Here is a 17,794-nt window from a genome sequence, read left to right on the forward strand (position 1 = left end):
GTTCTTTACAACGAGGCGAATCATCAGCCCAGTTATCACCATCGGATGCTTGAGCTGCGTAGATGTTCCATTCGCCGAGTGGGTAGCGTTGTTCAATGATTTCATGCATTAATTTCAGGGCGCTAGAAACAATCGTGCCACCGGTCTCTTGAGAGTAGAAGAACTCGTGCTCATCCACTTCTTTGGCTTGCGTATGGTGACGAATAAACACCACTTCGACATTTTCATAAGTGCGAGTTAAAAATAGATACAGCAACACGTAAAAACGTTTGGCAATATCTTTAGTCGCTTGATCCATTGAACCCGACACATCCATTAAGCAGAACATAACAGCTTGGCTCGATGGAATGGGGCGCTTTTCAAAGTTTTTGAAACGTAGGTCAAACGTATCAATAAACGGCACACTTTCAATTTTTTTACGCAACGCTTCGATTTCTTGCTTAAGTCGCTTCTCTTCTAATACTTGAGCGGGCTCTCTATTTTGAATGCGCAGTAACTCTTCTTCTAATTCCCCCATTAAACGACGTTTTCCCGCTGTCATTGCGGTGCGGCGAGCCAGTGATTGTTGCAAAGAACGAACTACAGCGATGTTCGACGGTACACCTGCCGTTTTGAAACCCGCGCGATGAGTTTTCCATTCTGTAATCTTATTGATTTGATTTTTTTCTAGATTAGGCAATTCCAGATCTTCAAACAGTAGATCAAGATATTCATCTTTAGAGATTTGGAAAATAAATTCATCTTGGCCTTCGCCATCAGCACTCGCATCACCTTGTCCTGCACCATTGCCTTGTCCGCCACCTTTAGGTCTCTCAATTTTATCACCAGTAATAAACTGGTCATTACCCGGGTGAACTCGTTCTTTTAGGCCGCCTTTCCCTTGATGAAACACGGGTTCTTTGATGTCGTGATTTGGGATCGACACATCTTCGCCAGACTCGGTGTTGGTGATGGAGCGACGATTCACTGCGTCTGCAACAGATTCTTTGATCTGCTCTTTATGACGGCGTAAAAAGCGTTGTCTATTGACCGCGCTTTTGTTTTTACCGTTCAATCTTCTATCGATAAATTGCGCCATGAGTATCCCCTTGAAAACGTCACCTTTACGTTAGCCATTGTTGGTATGGCTAACGCATGTACAGGTTTTGGTTTGCTTGAAGTTAAGAAGATTTACGGACGCGTAAATACCACTCAGACAACAGCCTTACTTGTTTTTCTGTATAACCTTTCTCCATCATACGAGCGACAAAATCGTCGTGTTTTTTCTGATCATCCGATGAGGTTTTGGCATTAAAAGAGATAACAGGAAGTAGCTCTTCGGTATTTGAGAACATTTTTTTCTCAATGACGGTACGCAGTTTTTCGTAACTGGTCCAAACCGGATTTTGTCCATTGTTGTGCGCTTTCGCACGCAGTACAAAATTGACGATTTCATTTCGGAAATCTTTCGGGTTACTAATGCCTGCTGTTTTCTCGATTTTTTCTAACTCGTTATTGAGCGATGAACGATCGAAAAGTTGGCCAGTTTCAGGATCACGATACTCTTGGTCTTGGATCCAGAAATCAGCATAAGTAACGTAGCGGTCAAAAATATTTTGACCGTATTCAGAATAAGATTCCAAATAAGCTGTTTGAATCTCTTTACCAATGAACTCGACATAACGAGGCACTAAGTAGCCTTTTAAAAACTCCATATATCGTTCAGCGATTTCTTGAGGGAACTGCTCGCGTTCAACTTGCTGTTCGATGACATAGAACAGATGAACGGGGTTAGCCGCAACTTCCGTTTGGTCAAAGTTGAATACGCGCGACAGTATTTTAAAGGCAAAGCGAGTCGATAAACCGGACATACCTTCGTCAACACCTGCGTAGTCACGATACTCTTGATAGCTTTTTGCTTTTGGATCGGTATCTTTTAGCGTTTCACCATCGTAGACGCGCATTTTAGAGAAGAGTGACGAGTTTTCCGGCACTTTTAGGCGCGAGAGGATACTAAATTGACCAAGTAATTCTAGTGTGCTTGGTGAGCATGGCGCTTTGGATAGTTCACTGTGTTCAAGCAGTTTTTGGTAAATTTTCACTTCTTCCGAGACGCGTAAACAGTAAGGAACTTTAACGATATAAACCCGGTCCAAAAACGCTTCGTTGTTTTTGTTGTTACGGAATGTCTGCCACTCTGATTCGTTTGAGTGCGCTAAAATCATGCCATCAAAGGGTAGGGCGGATAACCCTTCTGTTCCGTTGAAGTTTCCTTCTTGCGTGGCGGTTAAGAGTGGGTGAAGCACCTTAATTGGCGCTTTGAACATCTCAACAAACTCCATTAACCCTTGGTTGGCTTTACAGAGTGCACCGGAATAGCTATATGCATCGGGGTCATCTTGCGAGAAATGCTCGAGTTTTCGAATATCCACTTTCCCAACCAGTGACGAAATGTCTTGGTTGTTTTCATCACCGGGCTCTGTTTTTGCGACGGCAATTTGATCGAGAATTGAAGGTCGGACTTTGACGACTTTGAATTTGGAAATATCGCCACCAAACTCGTGTAAGCGTTTGGCCGCCCAAGGTGATGTAATTGAGCGTAAATAGCGTTTTTCTATCCCATATTCCTGCTTGAGGATTTCGCCATCTTCAACCACATCAAACAGACAAAATGGGTGGTCATTGACTGGGCTACGAACGCCATTTGCAGACAAAACATAAATAGGCATTTGTTGCATTAAAGCTTTGAGTTTCTCCGCCAGTGAAGATTTACCGCCACCAACTGGACCGAGTAGATAGAGAATTTGTTTTCTTTCTTCTAAACCTTGGGCAGCGTGTTTGAGGTAGGAAACAATCTGTTCTATGGCTTCTTCCATGCCATAGAAATCCTCAAAAGTTTTATAACGAGAAATCACCCGGTTAGAGAAAATGCGACTCAATCGGGGGTGTTTTGCTGTGTCTATCAGCTCAGGCTCACCAATCGCCATTAAAAGCCGCTCTGCTGCATTGGCATAAGCACTTTTATCTTCTTTACACAGAGCTAAAAACTCTTGCAGTGATAGCTCTTCATCCTTGGCGGCTTCATAGCGTGCCTGAAAGTGGTCAAAAATACTCATAGTGAATTCCCCTCTGAAAACTGTCTAACTGACAACACCGCTTAAAAACACAAATTAATAACAATTTAAGACTAGTCCGAGTTTGACAATTTTGCTTAACAATTATGTGTTTATTTAAATTTCGTGACACTAATAACGTCGATCAGGTTGAACTATTTAGTGTATGAATATCAAGAGTTCGAGGGATAAGTTGGTGTTGGAGTTAACAACTGCGAGGGGGAATGTAAAAAAGACGCAGTGTCTGCGTCTTTTCATCTTTCGTCAGCCTACCTTGCTAGGTATTAAAATTTAGGCATTAAAAATTTGTGTAAATTCTGCGGTTGACAAATGGTATTGGCGAGGACAATTACGCCAAGCTGTTAACATACGACGATATTTATCTGACATTGGCATTTGGCTGTTGAAGTGGTGATCGGCTTTATCAAATTGTGGGTAAAGCCCTTCAGACTCAACCAAGAAACGCACGTAATGAACGCGTTGTGACTCTTTAGCGATATCAAACCCTAAAAAGTGCAGGCGGCGCTGATCCACATTTTTGCTTTCTGCATCGGAGAGCATTTTGTGTGATTCTTGCATGGCGTGATACATCTCCATGATGTCGATCACTTCGCGGCACTCCGCTTCGGTCAAGCAGCCAAATTCTTTGTTGAGTTCTCGCATTTGCAGTTCATAACCACGTTCTACAATGGTTTGTAACCGCTTGTATTTTTTGGCGTTGTTGGGATCCATCTGTGACATCAAAAAATACTGATTAGATAGAATCAGTCGTTGAGCGTTGGTCATTTCCATGGAGGTAGCCTCACTAAATTTTATGTTCTATTTGATGGCATAAGGTTAACAGCAATTATCGACAATGAAACATGATCTCAACACGGATTTAATATGGAAAGTATAAAATGTGTGCAATTCTTGTCACTTTTTGTGTAAGTGGTTATAGATATAATCTTTGTCGGAAAAGACACGCAACCATTCTGGCTTAAATACGGATAGTATCGCTAACGCCATACCATTGAGCAGCCCTTCTGGGAAAGCGAGTAAAGGAACAAAAATTAGGTAATTATCGCGGATGACTTGCCAGTCATGTTGCCCAAGAAGCAATTGATAAGCGGTGTTAATGGCCAAATGCAGGCTACCCGTCAGGCCGCCATTTAAAAAACCAGCCACAAAAATAAACACAAAAATGTTGCGCGGTAGATAATGATAACTCAAAGCAAACAAAGCATAACTAACTAGGATTGGCAGTAGCGATGATAGTAGTAAGTATTCGGGGATGTTAAAGAAGGCCAGTTTACCGACCACCGCCAGTGCGAATGTAACAGGAATAGTTATAACAAATGCGCAGCGCCAGCCAAACATCATCGTGAGGGTTGTTAAACCGAGAAAATGGATAGGCAATCCTTCGGTCACTCCGGCTTGAGCTAACCACAAAAGAAAAAGCGCAAAAGAGGCAAAATAGGTGAGATGCTGAAAGGATTTCTCGGCCTTAAACTTTGTCCAAAATGAGTATTTAAAATCGCGAAGGGTCGTTAACCCAACAAGTAGCAGGAGCAATAGCACCGCAAGTTGTTCCAGCTGCATGGCTAGCCTCTCTATAAAAATACCAGCATTATGCTGGCATTTTTATGGTTATTAAATCAAGCAATCAATATTTTATGTTTGAGTGATACTGAGCTAAGATCCCAACGATTTTGTCCATGGTCTCTTTTGACGGCGGATTCACACCTTCTAATGGGTATTCTAGCCCCATTGCTTCCCATTTATGAGCGCCCAATTTGTGATAAGGCAGCAGCTCTACTTTCTCGATGTTATCCATATCTTTAATAAAATCACCAAGCATATGAGCCGCTTCTTCGTCATCAGTGTAGCCAGGAACAATCACATAACGGATCCACGTTTTTTTACCTATGGTGTGTAAGTAGCGCGCGAAATCTAAGGTTCGCTTATTCGACACACCAATAAAATCATGGTGGATCTCATCTTTCATGTGTTTGATGTCTAACATCACTAAATCAGTTGCATCGAGTACTTCATCAATCACGTCTGTGTGTTTGCGAATATAACCGTTGGTATCTAAGCAGGTGTGAATGCCCTCAGCTTGCGCTGCGCGGAATAAATCACGAACAAATTCAGGTTGAAGCATAGCTTCACCGCCTGAGCAGGTAATTCCGCCGCCAGAGGCTTTCATAAAATGGCGATAAGATTTTGCTTCGGTAATGATTTCTTCAACAGTCACTTCCTTGCCTTCATGGGTGTCCCATGTGTCACGATTATGACAATACATACAACGCATTAGGCAGCCTTGCATAAAAACAATGAAGCGAATTCCAGGGCCATCTACCGTGCCACAAGACTCAAAAGAATGAATACGACCAGTTGTTGACATCAGTTCATCTCGAATAGGTTATTTGCCCGTTATTTTATTACAAATGGTAGGGATTAAGTAGGGTTAATGTGCAATTGCCGCCGCATATCCTAAACCATATGTTGTGGCTCAAAATGAATGTCATGAAATTCTGCACATTGACTACACTGTATAGAAATAAGAACTCGTTGAATGCGATAGGGTTTAAATAAGGAATAGTTCATGGATGTACAGTTTTCTCAAAAGCAAAAAATCAGTCTATTTTTAGTTATCCTTTGTGTTGGTTTTTTAGGTTTAGGGATTTATACCGCAAAGAGCTTGATGGGAATGGATGAACAGTATCGCTCCAGTGGCGAAGTGGCATCCGGTTCTGTGGCGATATTTACTACTCAAGCAAACTTGTTGTCGCTTGCATCAGAGCTCAACAACATGCAAGGCAATCAGGTCAACTCGATTTTGAATAAATTGGATCAGTTGATGGGAGAGGTGAATGCTAATGTTGCTTTCCTGCAAAAGACCAATTTTGCTCAAGAAGGGGAAGTGTTGCTCAAGGCGGCCAAACAATTTGACCAATTTTTGCGTCCTTGGTTGCAAGTGAAATCAGAAGTGGGTTTCAACGTTAACGAAGGTAAGCTGGGTGAGCTGAAAACGTTGGCCACCACGATAGAGAAAAAGATAGATGAGACGGGGATGGTTACAATCAACTCGGATTTTCAAGCCATGGTTAAGGCGCAGCAAAATTATTTATTAGAACCCACTGAGCAAAACTTAAAACTGTTTAATCGTGCTATGGCCAGTTTCGTCAATATGTCTGATTCTTATTCGATGTTGGATCTGTATGAAAAAGAGATACAACAATTTAAACAGGCTTTTTTACGTGTGAGTGAACTGTCTCAGCAATTGCAAGTGATGGAGAAACAAAGAGGCGATACAGAGGCGCAAGTTAAGTCGGTGATTCAAGATATTTCAACCAAGCTTTCCGCGTTGAGTGAGCAATATCAGTTGGCCGCAAAAACGACCGCATCGCAAACACAGTGGTCTGTATTGGCGGCCTGTGCGTTACTTGCCATATTGACCATTGCTATTTTCCTTACCTTTAGTTTTTCTCTTTCTCGTTCTTTGTCGCAAACTATTCACGTGTTGAACAATATCTCGCGTGGCGATTTGTCACGCCGTATGCCGATGACGAATAACGAAAAGGACGAATTCAATCAACTGGCATTGGCCATTAACCAAAGCTGTGAAAATTTAGGGAAATTGGTGAGTGGTGTGCAGAAAAGCAGTGAAGCCTTGTCTGGTGATGCCGCGTCACTGAATGTTGGATTAGACACTTTGGTGACAAATCAATCTGACGTTTTGGGACAAACGCAATTATTGGCATCGGCCACAGAAGAGGTCAGCGTGACGACCCAAGAAGTCTCCAACTCATTGGAGTTTGTTGCGGAACTCAGCAAATCTTCTATGCAAAGCGCAGAAGAGGGAGGAAAAGTGATTTCCGTTGCTATTACGTCACTGGTTGAGGTTGGTAAAATCCTAAGCTCGGCCGCAGGCCACATTCATCAACTTGAACAAGCTTCTGCAAAAGTAGACTCGGTGATGGACATCATTAATGGTATTGCCGAGCAGACTAACTTATTGGCACTCAATGCCGCAATTGAAGCGGCGAGAGCGGGAGAGCAAGGTCGTGGCTTTGCTGTTGTCGCTGATGAAGTTCGAAGTTTAGCAGTAAGAACGGTCAATGCCGTGGCCGAAATTTCCGGCACTATTGATACTATGCAAAAGGAAAGTGCGGAAGTAATCACTTATATTGCGCAATCTGAGCAGTCTATGCAGAGTGGGCAAGAGAAAGGTAATGAGGCAATACAGGCCATCGCGCAAATTATCAAAAAAGCAGATGAAGCGGCGAATAAAACAGAAGCCATTTTTGCATCGATCCGAGATTTGGCGACGACTAGCCATTCAATGGCAGATAATATGATACAAATATCTAGAGCCATGAAAGCCTTGGAAGAGAACAATGAACAGTTAAGAGCAACCAGCCAGATTGTGGATAAACGCTCTAGCAGCCTAAGTGTAGACTGCCAAAGTTTCACCATATAATTTCAGTTTGCTAAACGTTAGAAAAAAGCAAAAAGAGAAATATTACCGACACCGTGAATGGAGTTTTTGTCTTCCTTATACTCAGGTGTGTTTGCGGTGAACGTTAAACTCGCACCGACTTGTTGAATATACCAAGCCGCACCAACTACGGCGGTCGCCTGAAGATTTTCCAAGTTAACTTGGTAATATTCAGATGGGTGATCCAATCCGTTTAAAGGCCTATCTCCTTCGATGGTAATGTCATTGAAGCGATAGCGTCCTTCTACACCTCCGAATAGAAACCATCCAGTATCCGAGGCACCAATCATCCCTGCCGAGAAAGGGTTTTCTGCACTGATTTGAGCACTGCCAAAGTTACCCGCAAGATCGGTCCCCCAACGCATCATAAAACCTGTGGAGAGATCACTGCGAAAGTTACCTACATTGACCTCTGAAACGTTGGAAAGCTCAACGTCAGTTCCTGCATAGCTGCGGTATCGTGTCAGATTAAAGTGAGACAGATAACCCACGCTGCCGACGATTTTTTCCTCTACTTGGTAGGCCCAACCATTGGGTTCGTCAGATTTAGTTATGCTGTGCACTAACTTTTGCGCTTTCTCAGAAAGCGCAGCATCTCCGGTGGTTCCAATGGTTAAATTTGCCCGCGTGGCTTGTTGGGGATGCAAACTAATATAGTTAAGCTCGGTGTGTAAATACCCAGCGTAAGGTCGTTCATTCGGCTCTGGTTTGGTGAGAGAAATCTCCGAAGGAGTCCACATTTTGTGGCCAATGCTGATTTCCCATTTGTCCAATGGGGCCGCTCCCCAAACAGAAAGGCTGAGTGGTTTAGCCCACCAATATGGAGCAATCGCCCCTGAGGTGTAGCTTAAAAATAAACCATTGGTGTAGTCGCGATCTACGCCAAATACGCCATCGTTATCGAGGTTAAAAGCAACCGTTGCGTGTTGAGAGGCCAGCGCAGAAGCACTGAGTAACGTCAATGGAAGAATGTGAAATAGCTTCATACGAACACTGCAGAGTATAGACAAGCCCTAATCATATAGGAAAGATGCGCTATTCAGTTGATAAATAGGCAATTGAATCAAAATAAATGTGGTAAGCGTAACATTTGTGGTCGATGCATTGCGCATTTTTGATTTCTGAGTATAAAAAAAGCCCCACTCATCGAGCAGGGCTTAACTATTTTGCTAGTAATTTAACTGAAATTATAGAGATTCAGTGAAAGTACGTGCAATAACGTCAGCTTGTTGTTCAGCAGTCAGTGAGTTAAAACGCACAGCATAGCCAGATACACGAATGGTTAGCTGAGGGTATTTCTCAGGGTGTTTAACCGCATCTTCTAAAGTTTCGCGATTAAGCACGTTCACGTTTAGGTGTTGGCCACCCTCAATGCCTGCTTCATGGTGGAAGTAACCATCCATCAGGCCAGCAAGGTTTGCACGTTGACTTGCTTCTTCTTTGCCTAACGCATTTGGAACGATAGAGAAAGTATAAGAAATACCATCTTGTGCATCAGCAAACGGTAGTTTCGCTACTGAAGTCAATGATGCTACTGCACCTTTTTCGTCACGGCCATGCATTGGGTTTGCACCCGGTGCGAAAGGCATACCAGCACGGCGACCATCAGGTGTGTTACCTGTTTTCTTACCATATACCACGTTTGAAGTGATAGTCAGGATAGACTGAGTTGGAATTGCATCACGGTACATCTTAAGTTTACGGATTTTGCCCATAAACGTAGAAACAAGTTGGCATGCGATGTCATCAACGCGGGCGTCATTGTTACCAAATTTAGGATAATCACCTTCGATTTCGAAATCGATCGCTAGGCCATCTTCGTCACGAATTGGCTTAACTTTTGCGTATTTGATTGCAGATAGAGAGTCAGCAGCAACAGACAGGCCAGCAATACCACATGCCATCGTACGTTTAACGTCACGATCATGCAGTGCCATTAGCGCGGCTTCATAGCTGTATTTGTCGTGCATGTAGTGAATGCTGTTTAGTGCGGTCACATATTGCTTCGCCAACCAATCCATGAAGTGGTCCATTTTTGCCCATAGTTCGTCATAGTCAAGATACTCACCTGCGATCTTGTCCATTTTAGGACCAACTTGGATTTTCAACTTCTCATCAATACCACCATTGATGGTGTAAAGCATGGTTTTAGCAAGGTTTGCACGCGCTCCGAAGAACTGCATTTGTTTACCTACAACCATTGGCGATACACAACATGCGATAGCATAGTCGTCAGAGTTCATGTCTGGACGCATTAAATCGTCGTTTTCGTACTGGATAGATGAAGTATCGATAGATACTTTTGCACAGAAACGTTTAAAGCCGTCAGGTAGCTGCTCAGACCAAAGTACAGTGATGTTTGGCTCTGGAGAAGGACCCATAGTGTATAGGCTGTTTAGGAAACGGAAGTTAGAACGCGTAACGAGTGTACGACCGTCAAGACCCATACCACCCATTGATTCTGTTGCCCAAATTGGGTCGCCAGAGAATAGTTCATCGTATTCAGGAGTACGTAGGAAACGAACCATACGCAGCTTCATTACGAAATGGTCGATCATTTCTTGAGCTTGTACTTCAGTGATTTTACCCGCTTCTAGATCACGTTGGATGAAGATATCTAGGAAAGTCGAAGTACGACCTAGCGACATTGCCGCACCGTTTTGTGATTTAACAGCAGCTAGATAGCCGAAGTAAGTCCACTGGATAGCTTCTTGTGCAGTTTCTGCTGGGCGAGAGATGTCAAAACCGTATTTTTCAGCCATTTTTTTCATTTGGCCAAGTGCGCGGTGTTGTTCTGCAATTTCTTCACGAAGTTGCATCGTTGCCGTTAGATCTTCGCCGTTCTCAAAACGCTCTTGTAGAGAAGTGAATTGAGCCAGCTTATCCTTCATTAAGAAATCAATACCGTAAAGTGCTACGCGACGGTAGTCACCAATGATACGGCCACGACCATAAGCATCAGGAAGGCCCGTCAGAACACCAGACTTACGACACGCTAGGATATCAGGAGTGTAGATATCGAAAACGCCAGCGTTGTGAGTTTTACGGTATTCTGAGTAGATTTTTGAAATCATAGGGTCAAGAGTTCTACCGTATGCTTTGCAAGAACCTTCAACCATACGCACACCACCGTTAGGGATGATAGCGCGCTTAAGTGGTTTCTCAGTTTGTAGACCAACGATAGTTTCAAGATCTTTTTCGATGTAGCCTGCATCGTGAGCAGTGATGGTAGAAATAACGTCAGTATCGAAATCGACAGGGGCCTTAGTCGCGTTTTCCTGTTTGATACCTTCCATTACTTTAGCCCAAAGCTTGTTTGTCGCTTCAGTACCTTCAGAAACTAGGAAAGATTCGTCACCTTCATACGGCGTATAGTTCTTTTGAATAAAATCACGAACGTTAACTTCGTTTTGCCACTCACCTGCAACAAAACTTTCCCAAGCTTTAGCAAATTGCTCTGCCATGACATACCTACCTTTTTAGTAGAAAAAACACGTACCGTCTTCACCGTTGAGCCAGTTATCCTCGAAAGGAGCAGTACACTCTATTAATACAATATCTATATTCACACTATTCAATTATCTGAATATAGATATTGTGCTTTTAAGCCTTGAATGCAAGATTAGACTAAAATTTTTTTGCAAACCTTAAACTAAATCAATAAAAGTTAAATTTTTCAAATAAAGTTTGGGTAGTGCGAGCACTACCCAAATTCGTATTAGTCCAAGCTCATTATAGCCAAGCTTTTAAACCGTATTGGTTTTCAAGCATACCAACCGCAAGCATAGCAATTAAACAGATGATCAGCACACCACCTGGAATGATGATTTTGTCGATAAAAGACAGCTTTGATGCACGTTCTTTGTCGCCAATTAGGCCATTGTTATCGAGTAGCATGGTCAATGCCCATGCTAGAACCGGGTTCACCACAGCGCTACCAAAGATACAGATGCCCGCTGCTTGTGAATCTTTTGTGTTTCTTACCATTTGCATACCCGCTTCTAGTAAAGGAAGAAATACCCCTACTAATAGAGCAATACGCATTACTGGAGGCCAAACCGCTACGTCCATAGGGAAGCCAAGGATAGCAATAGTCATGACCAATAAACCTAAGATGATGGCACCACCAGGAATTGGGCGTTTAGCAATCGCCGCTGGGATCATATACGTTCCCCATGACGATGTGATATTACCACCACCAAGCGCTGTACCTACCATTTGACGAATTGAACACATGGTCATTGTGTCATCAACATCCATCAGTACTTTTTCAGTTCTCTTTGGATAGTTCAATTCTTGGAAAATTCGGTGACCAAGGAAATCTGGTGACCACATCGCAACGGCCAAAATAGCAAAGGGCAATGAGGCGATAAAGTGTTCTACTGTTGGCAAACCAAGCATCCAACCTTCAGTGGTTGAGCCCCACCAGTAAACAGGATTAAGGTTAGGTAAGCCCATTTGAGTTTCAAATTGAAGATCAAAGCCAGTACCGAATAAAAGCGCAATCGCAAGCCCTGTCATTGCACAGACAGGAATTGCTAACCAACGCATGTTGATTTTTGCAAGAAATGCATACAGCACAATATTGACACCTAAAACCACTAGGCCAACGTAACCTAAGCTGCCTGCGGCGACATCGGCCGATTGCAAACTGGTAGCCCAAGTTTGGATAGAACCAATTTGGCTCATTGTTCCGGTAAAGCCGAGGAAGATAAGCAACCCGCCTGCGGTTCCCTCGGAGGTTAGATTGACCAGTTTCGAGCCTCCTTTAAAGTAACTTAAGAGAAGACCAAAAACGCCAAGCAAAATTGCCAATGCCAAAGGGTGTGCACCGGCTAATGCGATTGAGCCGATAAGAGGGATCATTGGGCCATGGTTGCCAGCTAAGTTGGCTTTTGGGTTTAAGAAACCAGAGGCAATAACACAGAAGAAGAGGGCAGGAAATAACATCTCTACACGTGCAACTTCAATCGCGAAGTCTTTACCTAGATGAATGTGATCCCATGCTTGGGTTAGGCCATCAGCCCAAGACATCATTACCGCTGAGTACATGGCGATGATGCCGATTGTGCCCGCGATGGCTGGTACAAAATCTTCAAGTTCAAAACGGAAGTCACGACCAGGTAAGTTCAAACCAAAGCGACGGGGCTTCATGATTTGCAGTTCGTGGTCTAGGTAATCTGAACGGCTTGCAAACTCAGATGCTGGACGATGCAGCTCTTTATAGCTTTTCGTCTCGATTTCTGAGCGCTCATTGTTGACTACGTCTGGCATAGATTCCTCATATTTTTAAAAGTTAGTAATTCGTACTGAATCCTAGTAATCCGCGAAGAAGCGGTAATGTTTTTAATTGAATATGTAGCACATTTCATATGTGCTTGCATAACAACAACTAAAAAAGAGAGTGTGGTTATTTATACAACCTTATCTTTGCTCGCGAGTTTAGCTTGCTTATCCTTTAGGGTGATTGATCTTGATCACTTTAAGAATAAATGTGAAAGAAAACTACAGCAGCCTAATGAAAACGGGGGGTTGAGCCGTTACTTGCTTGAAATAAGTTTTCACATTGTGATGTTTGTAAAAGAGTTTCAATGATATTAATGACCTTAAATATCCTATGAATCTAGGTGTACTTTATACATGAATAGGTTGTCTATCTTTAAGTAAATGTTAATGAAATGAGTTAACTGTTAATTGCTTGATGTGCCATTTATATGCGCCATATGGAGAAGTATTGGCTAAAATGTGAATTTTTAATCAGATAAAATAACTAAATATCCTTATTTTCTAGGTTAATAATTTGTTGCATGTTTTCGGTGTGAATGCTAGTTTGTATCAAAAATGGGAGTTGGAATACTCTGCAGTAGCAAATACAGGGAGTTAAGCGCATGACTGATGTACCGGCGCTGAATATTAAAGAGCTGCACAAAACCTTTGGTCAAAACGAAGTACTAAAAGGAATCTCACTAGAAGCTCGTAAGGGTGATGTGATCTCCATTATTGGTTCTTCTGGCTCGGGAAAAAGTACCTTTCTTAGATGCATCAATTTACTTGAAACACCAACCTCTGGTGATATTTGGGTCAATGGTGAACTCATTCAAATGAAAAAAAATCGGCAAGGTGAAGCTTCACCTGTGAGTGAAAAGCAGGTGCAACGAATTCGCTCACGCCTTGCTATGGTATTTCAGGGATTTAACCTTTGGTCGCACATGACGGTGTTAGAAAACGTTATTGAAGCACCAATTCATGTGTTAGGAGTACCGAAAGCACGAGCCATCGAGAGTGCTGAGGTGCTGCTAAAAAAAGTCGGCCTGTATGAACGTAAAGACTATTATCCTGGTCACCTTTCTGGTGGGCAACAACAACGTGCGGCGATTGCTAGAGCGTTAGCCGTGGAGCCAGAAGTCATGCTGTTTGATGAGCCCACTTCTGCACTTGATCCTGAATTGGTGGGTGAAGTGTTGGGTGTTATGAGAGACTTGGCAGAAGAAGGCCGTACTATGCTGGTAGTGACTCATGAAATGGCCTTTGCTCGCGATGTTTCAAACCATGTGATGTTCTTGCACCAAGGTTTAGTGGAAGAGCAAGGAGATCCAGCCATCCTGTTCACCCAGCCTAAATCTGAACGGTTAAAACAATTTATATCCTCTATTTATTAATGTGTTCATTATGTTGTGGTATTCGCCACGGCATAAATATTAAGCAAAACCAACATAAACATAGCATGATAAATAAGTAAGACCTCAATCACAGGAGTATGGAAATGAAAAAGTGGTTATTAGTTGCAGCCGTTGCTGCTAGTGCAATGACTGGTATGGCCCAAGCGAAAGAATGGAAGACGGTTCGTTTTGGTATAGAAGGGGCTTATCCTCCTTTTAGCTGGACAGAGGCTGATGGATCTCTCAAAGGCTTTGATGTTGATATGGCCAATGCGTTGTGCAAGGAGATGAAAGTGGAATGTAAAATCGTTCCACAAGACTGGGATGGCATTATCCCATCACTGCTCGCACGTAAATATGACGCGATTATTGCAGCCATGTCGATTACCGACGAGCGCAAGAAAAAAGTCGATTTCACTGGTAAGTACGCATTAATTCCCAATAAATTTATCGCCAAGAAGGGAGCCGCGTTGGATTTTTCTAAAGAAGGTCTAAAAGGGGTGAAAATTGGTGTACAACGTGCAACAACGCACGATAAGTATCTTACTGATAATTATGGCGATGCAGTTGAAATTGTCCGTTATGGTTCATTTGATGAAGCCTATCTTGACCTAGCCAATGGTCGTATTGCGGCAGTATTGGGTGATGCCTCTGCATTGGAAGAGGGTGTGCTTAACAAAGCGGGCGGCGAAGCGTATGAGTTCGTCGGCCCATCATTAACCGATCCGAAATGGTTTGGCGATGGTTTTGGTATTGCGGTTCGTAAACAAGACAAAGATCTCACTCAAAAACTTGATATGGCGATTAAATCTCTTCGTCAACAAGGGATTTACCAAGAAATTGCGACCAAATACTTTAATTACGATGTATACGGTGAATAAGCTGTAACATCATATCTTACCCATATAATTAGAAGGTGAGAGTGGGCCGAGCACATGAATATGTTTATCGATCACTCTGTAATTAGGACTGGTTAGCTCAGTTGACTCCACCTTCTCAATTATGATGGGAATCCATTGATTCTTAACGGCTGGATCCTAGTTCCAGAAGTACCCAGCCGTTAAATTCTCCAGGGACTAGGGATGAATTATGTTGGACCTACACGGATATGAAGCCTCAATTTTGAAGGGAGCGGTGCTGACCATTGAAGTTGCCGTGCTCTCTTTATTACTTGCCATGTTACTTGGCATGCTAGGTGCGCTAGCCAAGCTTGCACCTTACCGTTGGGCAAGAGCCATTGCCACTCTTTATACGACCATCATTCGCGGTATTCCAGACCTTGTGTTAATGATGCTTATTTTCTTTGGCGGTCAAATATTGTTGAATAATAGCCTTTATTCAATCAACGAATGGCTAAACAATTGGTTTATGGCAAGTGACCCGAGCCATGAATGGACCGCTTATCTCCCCGATTATATTGATGTTAGCCCTTTCATTGCTGGGATACTAACCATAGGCTTCATTTTCGGTGCCTATATGGCTGAAACCTTTCGTGGCGCTATTATGGCGGTTGATAAAGGAGAGATGGAAGCGGCGAAAGCGTATGGTATGAGTTCTACCTTAGCATTTAGACGCATTTTGCTTCCTCAAATGGTTCGTCATGCATTGCCAGGGTTTGGTAACAACTGGTTGGTATTGCTCAAAACGACGGCACTTGTTTCCATTATTGGATTAGAAGATATGGTCAGAGTCAGCTCACTCGCGGCGGGTTCGACAAAAATGCCATTCACCTTTTATATGGCTGTCTCAGTGATCTTCCTTTTCTTTACCAGTGTATCAACCGGTCTTCTCAAATTGGTTGAGCGCAAGTTCAGCATTCACACGAGGTAAATATGGATTTTTCCCTTATTACTCAAAGCCTACCAATTTATTTTAGTGGGCTGTGGACAACGGTTTGGCTGGTGGGGTTGTCGTTAATTATCGGTTTGAGCCTTGCCATCCCCTTAGCGATTGCTAGAAATAGCCACAACTATTTGATTCGTACTCCAGCATGGGCTTATACCTACTTTTTTCGTGGTACACCGTTATTAGTCCAGCTTTATCTCATCTACTATGGAATGGATCAATTTTTCCCGGTGAAAGATACCTTGTGGGAAAACGCTTGGTTTTGCGCGTTGGTTGCTTTTGTTCTCAATACGTCCGCCTACACGGCTGAAATTATTCGCGGTGCGATCAATGGGTTGCCTAAAGGGGAAGTTGAAGCGGCGAAGGCATACGGAATGAGTACTTGGAAAACGTATCGACGAATTATTCTACCGAGTGCGTTAAGGCGCGCACTGCCCGCTTATAGTAATGAAGTTATCTTCATGCTCCACGGTTCTGCGGTTGCTGGTATTGTTACCATTATGGATTTAACGGGAGCTGCGCGTTTAGTGAACTCTCGTTATTATGCTCCATTCGAGTCATTTTTAACCGCAGGTTTGTTCTATATGGGCTTGACCTTCATTATTTTGTTCTGCTTTAAACAGGCTGAAAAACGCTTCTTAGCTTATTTGCGCCCATTAAGCTGAAGGGCTGCGAGTAGCAATTTGTTGTACCGAGTTTGTTTCTATAATCAAGGCATAGATTAAAATAAGAAGCGCGCTGAATGCGCGCTTCTTATTGGCACGTTACTTTCTGTTCCTACAAAGAAAAACTGGACCAAATTGGCGCGTGATCAGAAGGTTTTTCTATTCCTCGAAGTTCATAGTCGATGCCGACTTCTTGGCATTTTTTTGCTAGGTTCGGGGTCGCTAAAATGACGTCGATTCGTAGCCCGCGGTTATCATCAAAGCCGCGTGAGCGATAATCAAACCACGAAAATTGATCATTTACATCCGGATTTAACTGACGGAATGTGTCAACAAAACCCCAGTCCATTAAAGTTTGTAACCATTCGCGCTCTTCAGGTTGGAAAGAGCATTTTCCCGTTTGCAACCAGCGTTTTCTATTGGCTTCACCAATCCCAATATCCAAGTCGATAGGGCTGATGTTAATGTCTCCCATTACAATTATTTGTTCGTCAGGGGAATGATGTGTCGTTAAGTAACCCATTAGATCTTTATAAAACTGACGCTTATAGGGGTATTTTGTTTCATGGGAAATATTCTCCCCTTGAGGAAAATAGCCGTTGAGTATGGTTGTTTTTTGGCCGTTGTCATCTTCAAAAGTGGCCATAATCATGCGTTTTTGATGATCTTCATTATCGCTAGGAAAGCCTTTCTGTACTGAAATGGGTTCCTTCTTGCACAACATGGCGACGCCATAATGCGCTTTTTGACCATGGAAATAGACGTGGTAGCCCATGGCTTCAACATCCTCAAGAGGAAAAGCGTCATCGTGTACTTTGATTTCTTGAAGTCCAATGACATCAGGTTGATGCTTATCAATAATCGCTTGCAGTTGATGAAGGCGAGCTCTCAAACCGTTGATGTTAAAACTGATGACTTTCATAAGGGATCCTTAAGATGAGTTGTGCGCAAGATGTTACCATTTCAAGGCGCAAGGACAAGACGAAAAGCGAATCAATTGTAATACGTAAATTTTTTGAATAGTCAGAAAGGATATTTTTATTAACATTT

14 protein-coding genes are annotated in these 17,794 nt (G+C 42.8%); 5 read left to right on the forward strand and 9 right to left on the reverse strand.

Annotation, left to right across the window (positions count from 1 at the left end; genetic code table 11):
- The 5 genes from AACT23_RS05685 to pflA form a co-directional block, all read right to left on the reverse strand.
- On the reverse strand, window positions 1–1,078 hold a 1,078-nt coding region (locus AACT23_RS05685), incomplete at its 3' end, for a YeaH/YhbH family protein (protein ID WP_094127146.1).
- Between the two features lie 82 nt (window positions 1,079–1,160).
- Window positions 1,161–3,095, reverse strand: coding sequence for a PrkA family serine protein kinase (locus tag AACT23_RS05690; protein WP_013856540.1), 1,935 nt, complete (start codon window positions 3,093–3,095; stop codon window positions 1,161–1,163).
- A gap of 288 nt (window positions 3,096–3,383) precedes the next feature.
- On the reverse strand, window positions 3,384–3,884 hold the full coding sequence (locus AACT23_RS05695) for a YfbU family protein (protein ID WP_013856541.1): 501 nt from the start codon (window positions 3,882–3,884) through the stop codon (window positions 3,384–3,386).
- A gap of 123 nt (window positions 3,885–4,007) precedes the next feature.
- A complete protein-coding gene (locus AACT23_RS05700; RefSeq protein ID WP_017048072.1) occupies window positions 4,008–4,673 on the reverse strand; it encodes an energy-coupling factor ABC transporter permease in 666 nt (221 codons plus the stop codon).
- Between the two features lie 64 nt (window positions 4,674–4,737).
- The gene (pflA, locus tag AACT23_RS05705; protein WP_013856543.1) at window positions 4,738–5,478 is read right to left on the reverse strand and encodes a pyruvate formate lyase 1-activating protein; all 741 of its coding nucleotides are present in this window, start codon (window positions 5,476–5,478) and stop codon (window positions 4,738–4,740) included.
- A gap of 201 nt (window positions 5,479–5,679) precedes the next feature.
- Here pflA and AACT23_RS05710 point away from each other — a divergent pair, with 201 nt between their 5' ends.
- Window positions 5,680–7,557 (forward strand): methyl-accepting chemotaxis protein, encoded by a 1,878-nt coding sequence (locus AACT23_RS05710; RefSeq protein WP_017048071.1) that lies wholly within the window; start codon window positions 5,680–5,682, stop codon window positions 7,555–7,557.
- Window positions 7,558–7,574: 17 nt separating this feature from the next.
- On the opposite strand, the gene AACT23_RS05715 is transcribed toward AACT23_RS05710, so the two are convergent.
- The 3 genes from AACT23_RS05715 to AACT23_RS05725 all read right to left on the reverse strand — a co-directional run bounded on the left by AACT23_RS05715 (window position 7,575) and on the right by AACT23_RS05725 (window position 12,849).
- Window positions 7,575–8,561, reverse strand: a complete 987-nt coding sequence (locus tag AACT23_RS05715; RefSeq protein WP_026028681.1) for a lipid A deacylase LpxR family protein — start codon at window positions 8,559–8,561, stop codon at window positions 7,575–7,577.
- Window positions 8,562–8,762: 201 nt separating this feature from the next.
- Window positions 8,763–11,039 (reverse strand): formate C-acetyltransferase, encoded by a 2,277-nt coding sequence (gene pflB, locus AACT23_RS05720; RefSeq protein WP_013856546.1) that lies wholly within the window; start codon window positions 11,037–11,039, stop codon window positions 8,763–8,765.
- A 268-nt stretch (window positions 11,040–11,307) separates the two neighbouring features.
- Complete coding sequence (locus tag AACT23_RS05725) at window positions 11,308–12,849, reverse strand: DUF3360 family protein (RefSeq protein WP_017042289.1); 1,542 nt, start codon at window positions 12,847–12,849, stop codon at window positions 11,308–11,310.
- Between the two features lie 614 nt (window positions 12,850–13,463).
- Here AACT23_RS05725 and AACT23_RS05730 point away from each other — a divergent pair.
- The 4 genes from AACT23_RS05730 (at window position 13,464) to AACT23_RS05745 (ending at window position 16,744) form a co-directional block, all read left to right on the forward strand.
- A complete protein-coding gene (locus AACT23_RS05730) occupies window positions 13,464–14,234 on the forward strand; it encodes an ABC transporter ATP-binding protein (RefSeq protein WP_013856548.1) in 771 nt (256 codons plus the stop codon).
- Between the two features lie 104 nt (window positions 14,235–14,338).
- Window positions 14,339–15,115, forward strand: coding sequence for an ABC transporter substrate-binding protein (locus AACT23_RS05735; protein ID WP_026028918.1), 777 nt, complete (start codon window positions 14,339–14,341; stop codon window positions 15,113–15,115).
- A gap of 208 nt (window positions 15,116–15,323) precedes the next feature.
- The gene (locus AACT23_RS05740) at window positions 15,324–16,064 is read left to right on the forward strand and encodes an ABC transporter permease (RefSeq protein WP_013856550.1); all 741 of its coding nucleotides are present in this window, start codon (window positions 15,324–15,326) and stop codon (window positions 16,062–16,064) included.
- Between the two features lie 2 nt (window positions 16,065–16,066).
- Window positions 16,067–16,744, forward strand: a complete 678-nt coding sequence (locus tag AACT23_RS05745) for an ABC transporter permease (protein ID WP_094127150.1) — start codon at window positions 16,067–16,069, stop codon at window positions 16,742–16,744.
- Between the two features lie 112 nt (window positions 16,745–16,856).
- Here AACT23_RS05745 and xthA read toward each other — a convergent pair whose 3' ends face one another.
- Entirely contained in the window at window positions 16,857–17,666 is an 810-nt protein-coding gene (xthA, locus tag AACT23_RS05750) for an exodeoxyribonuclease III (protein WP_094127152.1), read from the reverse strand.
- Window positions 17,667–17,794: the final 128 nt, after the last annotated feature.

The sequence above is a fragment of the Vibrio sp. V09_P4A23P171 genome (genome assembly GCF_963875615.1).
Classification (GTDB): Bacteria; Pseudomonadota; Gammaproteobacteria; order Enterobacterales; family Vibrionaceae; genus Vibrio; species Vibrio anguillarum.